This is a genomic window from Microcoleus sp. MON2_D5, assembly GCF_036701905.1.
Taxonomy (GTDB): Bacteria; Cyanobacteriota; Cyanobacteriia; order Cyanobacteriales; family Microcoleaceae; genus Microcoleus.
This window is the reverse complement of the sequence record NZ_JAUBRM010000080.1, coordinates 22,689-29,300: the sequence shown is the minus strand read 5'-3', so window position 1 is coordinate 29,300 and position 6,612 is coordinate 22,689. Positions and strand designations below refer to the sequence as shown.

The window sequence follows — 6,612 nt, the reverse complement described above, 5'->3', positions numbered from 1 at the left end:
CAGGCTATAAAGGCAATGGTTAACTCCGCTGTGCAGACCCCATCTTTAATCCCTCAAGTTTAGACCTGAATCCTTACGATTTTTTTATGAAGAACGTCCGTCCTAATTCCCCAAACTTTGAGGACGGACGTTTTCACTGCCAACGTAGAAAGGCAGAGCCTTGAAACGAGGAAATAACGCAGCTTATCAGCTAAACTGTTGAGCGTAGTAGCCAGCATAGCGAGCTCCCTTTTCCAGCAACTCCTCGTGCGTCCCAGATTCGACAATTCTGCCTTTTTCCAAAACTAAAATGCGATCGGCTCTCCGCACAGTAGCCAAGCGGTGAGCGATAATAAACACAGTGCGATCGCGCATCAATCTTTCCAGCGCTTCTTGGACTAAACCTTCGGATTCCGAATCCAGCGCCGATGTCGCTTCATCCAAAATCAATATTCTGGGATCAAGCAAAACTGCACGGGCGATCGCAATTCTTTGTTTCTGTCCGCCAGATAAATTTACACCCCTTTCTCCTACCCAAGTTTGATAACCGTCGGGAAACTCACTAATGAATTGATGAGCGTTAGCAATCTCCGCAGCTTTTTGCACATCTTTCAGTTCATAATAAGATTGACCAAAAGCGATATTTTGAGCAATTGTACCCGAAAATAAAATCGTTTCTTGCGGTACAATTCCGATTTGTCGCCGCAGAGTATTTAAGGTGACATCTTGAATATCAATACCGTCAATTAAAATCTGTCCCGCTTGCGGATCGTAAAATCTGGGTAGCAAATTTACTAAAGTAGTTTTACCCGCACCGGATGCACCCACGAGAGCAATCATTTCTCCGGGAAGTGCCAGTAAACTCATATTTTGTAAAATCGGAACCCCCCCTTGCCCCCCCTTATCAAGGGGGGGTTGAGGCTGTTTTCCCCCATTGTCAAGGGCGGGTTGAGAGGGGTAGGCAAAATTAATGTTGCGGTATTCGACTTTGCCTGTAACATGGGGAAGTTCAATTGCGCCCGGTTTTTCGACTACTGTTGGTTCAATTGCTAATAATTCAAAAATGCGATCGCTAGAAGCTTCTCCCTGCTTAAAATCTCCGTAATTAGCAGTTGTAATAGCGATGGGGTCAATTAAAAGTGCCACCCCTGCGATATAACTGATAAATTCAGTACCTGTAAGATTTCCTTGAGAAATTTGCCAACCTCCCAGGAAAAAGAGCAAAATCACACTCATCGCTTCCAGAAAGCCAACTACAACGAACTGAAGTGCTTTTATTCGTTCTGACAAATACTTAGCGCGGCGGTTTTGTTCTGCTTCTTCTGCAAAGCGGGCAATTTCGTAGTCTTCAGCCACAAATGCTTTGATTAAGCGAATGCCGCTGAATACTTCTGTCAGCAAAGCGGATAAATCAGAGATGCGATTTTGACTTTGGCGCGAGTAACTTAGCAGTTTCTCGCCAAACCAACCAATTAAGATAGCCATCAGCGGTGCAATAATTAATGCACCTAGAGTTAATTGCCAGTTGAGATAAATCATATACCCCAGCACGGCAATTAGCTGCAAAACACAAGGGATAAACTGATGAAAAAATTTATTTACGACTTCGCCAATGCGGTCAATATCTTCTGTGAGGCGGTAGGATAAATCTCCGGTTTTGGCGGTTTCAAAGTAGCCGATATTGAGTTTTTGCAGGTGGGAGTAGACTTTTTTGCGAATTTCTAAAGCAATAGTCAAAGCAGCTTTTGCCATCAGCGTATCTTGACCGTACTGGGCTGTACCGCGAATTAGAAATATGATGGCGCTGAGTGCAGCAATTTGAGCGAAGCCTTTTAAATCTCCATTACCTATAAATTTGGCTGTTTCGCCAACCAGCCACGCTATAATCGGCCAAAATATGGTAAATACTACGGTACAAGCTAATGCTTTACCGATGGTTTGTTTTTGGGGACGGAGGTAGGGTAAGATTTGCCAGTATGTCGATCGAGTTTTCAAGATATTTTGCCCTCGCAAATTCTGTTTTTGGGGATCTCTGCAAGAATATTCAAACTTCGATCCCCCCTAACCCCCCTTAATAAGGGGGGAACAAGATTATTATTCCAAGTCCCCCTTTTGAAGGGGGATTTAGGGGGATCTCTGCGTAAGTCATAGAGATATCTGAGCCAGAATATGATAACAGTGATCGGGCAAATCTCAACAATCATTCTTCACCGAAAGCATCCGGGATAGAAAGCCCACGGATTCATCTGTGGGGTTCATTGTCCAATTCTTCAATTCTTCAATCTAAAATCTAAAATCTAAAATCTAAAATCATTCTTGACCGTCGGCATGAGTAGCCTGTACCTTAGCCCCCGCGACTACTTCGCCCCGAAAGGCGGCTGACTGTCCGGGTGCAAGAGTAACTGGTTCAGCGTAGATAAATCCGTTGTCAATTAAATTGCCTGACTCGTCCAAAACTTCATAATTGACTTTGACATTCTTGATTATTTTGCAGCCTTGATTAAGGACTTGACCGCTGAAAACGTTGCCGTCATAATTAGTCGCCGCAATTGACACTTGGGCAGCGATGTTGGCACCGGAAATGCAAGTTTGGGAAGTTCCTAAAGATGGCTGTTTCTCGCATAACTTGCCCAAGTCTACTGTTTTGCCGTCGGGGGTTTTCATGTAGCAAAACGGCTCATCAACTGGTAAAGCTTGAGCCATTGTATTTGTAAAGTCTGTAAGCAGAGGGCGAGCCGAGAGCGGCGATATTAGCAAACTAGATAAAGCTAGTGTTAAAGGTAAAATAATCATGTTTTTTGACAAAAGTTTGTACAATATAATTCACATAACTTTTACGTTTGCATATCTCTCTGTATGGTGGATATTATGACTAATGTAATTTTTCGGGCGGGCTAGAAGCCCACCCCACAAGAATTAGATGTGCGTTGCTCAAAGCCACACCACAAGAATTAAATGCGCGTTGCTCAAAGCCACCACACAAGGATTAGATACGCACCTTACGAGATTATCTAATACTCGGCTTTCTATTCCTAAGATTCTGCGCCCCGGGAACTTTCCGGCTGGGACGGCGATTGTTCAAATTACTCGCAGTTCGAGCATTCAAAGCCTCAGCAGAAGGTATCAAACCTAAGTCTTGCAAAATTTCAACAGCCGCCCTTTGTCCAGTTTCGCAACCGCCTTCCATGTAACCTTGATTTTCCAGCGAAGTGTGTTCCCCGGCAAAATATAAATTGCCAACTCGTTCGCCTTCAACGCCGTACATTTGTGTCCACTGTCCGACTAAATAGCAGGCATAAGAACCTTTGAAAAAGCGTTCTCCCGGCCAATAAGCTCGCACAGCTTTGCCCGATCGCAAATTTCTCACTCCGGGAAAAACTCTTTCAAATTGGTTCAAAAATCTTTGTGCTTGGTCTTCTGGAGTTCCGGCGCCGATCGACAAACCCTGCTTTCCTCCTGTAAAATTAGTAACTAAACCGTTAGGAGTAGGGGCGAAAGGCGTAGCTTCCCAGGTATTCTGGAATCCTAAATCGCTATAAACAGAAGCAGTCGATCGATAAAGTTCCCGCCAAATTCGGCTGCGGTAGCCAGTAATTAACTTAGAATTAGTACCGTAACCCAACTGCTCGATCGCCCTGCGTTTTGGTTGGGGTAAAGGTACGTTAATTCTAACGTCTCGCAGAGTGCTGAACGGCAAAGTTAACAAAACTCGCTCGTAAGTGCGCTCGAACGCGCTTTGTCCCGATCGCAAATTTACCCGATAGCGGCCATCCGGCAAAAGAGTAATCGCTTCCAAAACCGTCCCCGCTTCGATCGAACCAGACAATTGACCCGCCAAACGGTTGATAATTTGACTGTTACCGCCGTCAATTTGATAACGCTCATCGCTGTTGCCGTACAATTCAAAACTGCCCGCCTCAGAACCGATTAAAAACAGCAGATTTAACGCCGACTGTTCTTCAGGATCTCGACCGTATTCAGTCGTGTAAGCAATGCGGAGTAACTGCCGGACAAGCGTGCTAGTCTCAGCTTGGTCTACATATTCAGCGATCGAAAGATTGTCCAATCTTTCCGCTGCTTCCGTAAAATCGAGATAGCTAATTTCATCGCCAACCGCCTCCAAATCAGCAGTAATTTTAGTCGCTAGCGGCGCAAATTCCGCGATTAATTGCTCAAGAGAAAAGCGGCGCCCTTGAAAGAAAAAAGTATCCTTCACCAGTCCACTCTGCACTTGGGCTAAGTCGATCGCCCGCAAACCCAATTCCGACGCCAGCGAGATTAAATTAGTGTGGCCGGTGTCAATAAATTCTCCCCCCAACTCCGCCGGAATCAGCGTTCCAGCCACCTTGGGAATAGTGCGTATCCGCCCCCCCACGCGGTTAGTTGCCTCGATTATATCGGCGCGCACGCCCGCTTGGCGCAAGCGATAAGCCGCCGTCAAACCCGCAATCCCCGCACCCACAACCAAAATGGGCGATCGTCCGCCCTGTTGAGCAAAAGCTCCCCCTCCCTCCCTGGTAAAAGTCGCAGCAGCGACAGCCCCCGCAGCAGCTAAGCCCCCGTGCAGCAAGCGGCGCCGAGATATGGCAGAATTGGGAATGCCAGCGCTCAGCATCCCCAGCAGTTCATCAGCCGGAATGCCCGTTTCCCTTGATTTCTGAGCAATACTCGCAGCGCGGCGCAGCATTGCCATCAGTCCAGATTTAGCCATAATTAAGACATCCTCACAAAACAAAACTTTGATGTAAACTGGATTCTCGATCGTGCACTTTCCAGACTAAAGTCCAGAGAGATTTTTTTAATAATGCTAACCCTCAGAACACTGTTCGACAGCAAATTTTATCTCGAAAACAACCCAGATGTCGCGGTAGCAGTTGCCAGAGGCACGGTATCGAGTCCCTTCGATCACTACCGAAAAATTGGCAAATTTGAAAATCGCGACCCCAATGCCCTGTTCGACGCCAGCTATTATTTAGACACCAATACAGATGTAGCGACATCAGCGAAACTCAACGGTTTTTCAGGCGCCGATCACTTTATCAGATTCGGTCAATTTGAAGTTCGCAACCCCAACCCATTCTTCGATGTTAATTTTTATCTAACAAGCAACCCCGACGTTCAGACAGCAGTCCAAACAAATCAATTTACCGCATTTGAACACTACTTCAAAGTCGGTCAAATAGAAAACCGCAAACCCAGCGTTTTCTTCGATCCCAGCTTTTATCTAGAAAAATATCCGCTGGTAGCAGCAGCAGTCAATAGCGGCGCAGTTAAAAGTGCGATCGACCACTACATTCAATTCGGTCAACAAGAAGGAGTGTTGAGCACTCTCCCCGATCCCGCAGACAATTTGAACGCAGCAAAAAGCCTAGGCATTCTGACAGAAATTCAAACGGCGAGCGATTTTGTGGGAGCTGCTGAACCAGCCGACATTTACAGTTTCATCCTCAACACTCCCAGCCTTTTCAGTGTAACTGTTGACGGTTTGAGTGCAGATGTTGATGTTGAATTAATTCAAGATATCAACGGCAACGGCGCAGTTGGATCAGACGATCTTATTGCTTCGTCTAACAATTTAAGCACGGCTTCAGAAACAATTGTCAGCAATGGGCCTTTACCTGCGGGGATTTATTTCGTCCGCGTTTCTCAATTTCAAGGCGATACAAATTATGACTTGAGATTGCTTTCCGCTCCTTCTCCCACGCCGCTTCTATGACATGAGGGTTTACACTCGAAGGCAGTCCAAATCAGAAGGTGGAAGACAGAATGCAGAATTAAAGAATAATTTATAATTAAATAATTCTGCGGGTTTGTCAGTTAGATACTGTCCGGTTAATGACTTATAATATAATTGTTTGTTGTCACCCTCTTAAGAGAAGAGAAGACTTAAGTCCTCACTACAAACCTAATTATAAATTTTTGACCGTACTTGATATTAAAACAAACAATTCTTTCTTCCATCTTCCATCTTCCATTGGGCCATCTTTCACTTATTAGTTTCTTACCCCCTGGGAGAGGGCAAAGATTGAACAGGTGCCGGAGGCCAATTAGAGCGACTTCTGGTTAGAGTAGTAGACACCAAAGCATAGCCCAAAACAGCGGGAAGCACGATCGCGCTCAGAAACACGATCGCCGCAGCCCAACTCATCGCATTCGAGATCGGGCCGTAATGAGTGCGGTAAGGATCAAAGGTGGGTAAATTAGGCCTCGGGGCGTCCCGCAGCGCGATCGGACGTTTGAACCGCACTCGCCTGTCGTCGAGCTTTTCGAGCAAAATCCAGCCAACCTCCGCCTCTTCCCGGCACAGCTTGTGAAAAATCGCAGGATTGCGAAACAAATCGTTGCTAGCCCGCACAATCTTGTACTCCCAAACCGTCAAATCAACAGCATTAGGAGCGGGTTTGGGATTGCCATTGGAGGGCGCATTTTCAGGCGCATTAAAATTATCCTCTTGAGATTCGTACCGAGTCAAAACTTCCTCCTCCTCGTTGTATTTTTGCCACGCAGCCGCTTGCTCGCGGCTCACCAATACACCCGCGAGCGCCGCCTCTAAGCCGAGACTGCCAACCATCAAACTCCAAATCAGAATTTCAACCATAAAAGGAGTTAAAAATCAAAAACTAGAAAGACTCA

The 6,612-nt window shown here is 46.0% G+C and carries 5 protein-coding genes; 1 reads left to right on the top strand and 4 read right to left on the bottom strand.

All coding sequences use genetic code 11. The features are described from left to right. Positions 1 to 186: 186 nt before the first annotated feature. The 3 genes from QUA47_RS24135 to QUA47_RS24125 form a co-directional block, all read right to left on the bottom strand. Positions 187 to 1,974, bottom strand: a complete 1,788-nt coding sequence (locus QUA47_RS24135) for an ABC transporter ATP-binding protein (protein WP_333402305.1) — start codon at positions 1,972 to 1,974, stop codon at positions 187 to 189. Between the two features lie 315 nt (positions 1,975 to 2,289). Continuing rightward, positions 2,290 to 2,772 carry an FxLYD domain-containing protein gene (locus tag QUA47_RS24130; RefSeq protein ID WP_333402304.1) on the bottom strand — a complete coding sequence of 161 codons (483 nt, stop codon included), beginning with the start codon at positions 2,770 to 2,772 and terminating at the stop codon, positions 2,290 to 2,292. Between the two features lie 214 nt (positions 2,773 to 2,986). Beyond that, on the bottom strand, positions 2,987 to 4,690 hold the full coding sequence (locus QUA47_RS24125) for an NAD(P)/FAD-dependent oxidoreductase (RefSeq protein ID WP_333402303.1): 1,704 nt from the start codon (positions 4,688 to 4,690) through the stop codon (positions 2,987 to 2,989). A gap of 93 nt (positions 4,691 to 4,783) precedes the next feature. Here QUA47_RS24125 and QUA47_RS24120 point away from each other — a divergent pair, with 93 nt between their 5' ends. After that, on the top strand, positions 4,784 to 5,695 hold the full coding sequence (locus QUA47_RS24120) for a PPC domain-containing protein (protein ID WP_333432624.1): 912 nt from the start codon (positions 4,784 to 4,786) through the stop codon (positions 5,693 to 5,695). A gap of 285 nt (positions 5,696 to 5,980) precedes the next feature. Here the strand turns inward: QUA47_RS24120 and QUA47_RS24115 are convergent, their stop codons facing one another. Further along, positions 5,981 to 6,577: a hypothetical protein gene (locus QUA47_RS24115; RefSeq protein WP_333286581.1), complete on the bottom strand. Its 597-nt coding sequence runs from the start codon at positions 6,575 to 6,577 to the stop codon at positions 5,981 to 5,983. Between the last annotated feature and the right edge of the window lie 35 nt (positions 6,578 to 6,612).

What these genes read in the sequence shown, in the direction of transcription:
- QUA47_RS24130 (WP_333402304.1), bottom strand. Translation starts at nt 2,772, where the DNA reads ATGATTATTTTACCTTTAACACTAGCTTTATCTAGTTTGCTAATATCG.
- QUA47_RS24115 (WP_333286581.1), bottom strand. Translation starts at nt 6,577, where the DNA reads ATGGTTGAAATTCTGATTTGGAGTTTGATGGTTGGCAGTCTCGGCTTA.
- QUA47_RS24120 (WP_333432624.1), top strand. Translation starts at nt 4,784, where the DNA reads ATGCTAACCCTCAGAACACTGTTCGACAGCAAATTTTATCTCGAAAAC.
- QUA47_RS24125 (WP_333402303.1), bottom strand. Translation starts at nt 4,690, where the DNA reads ATGGCTAAATCTGGACTGATGGCAATGCTGCGCCGCGCTGCGAGTATT.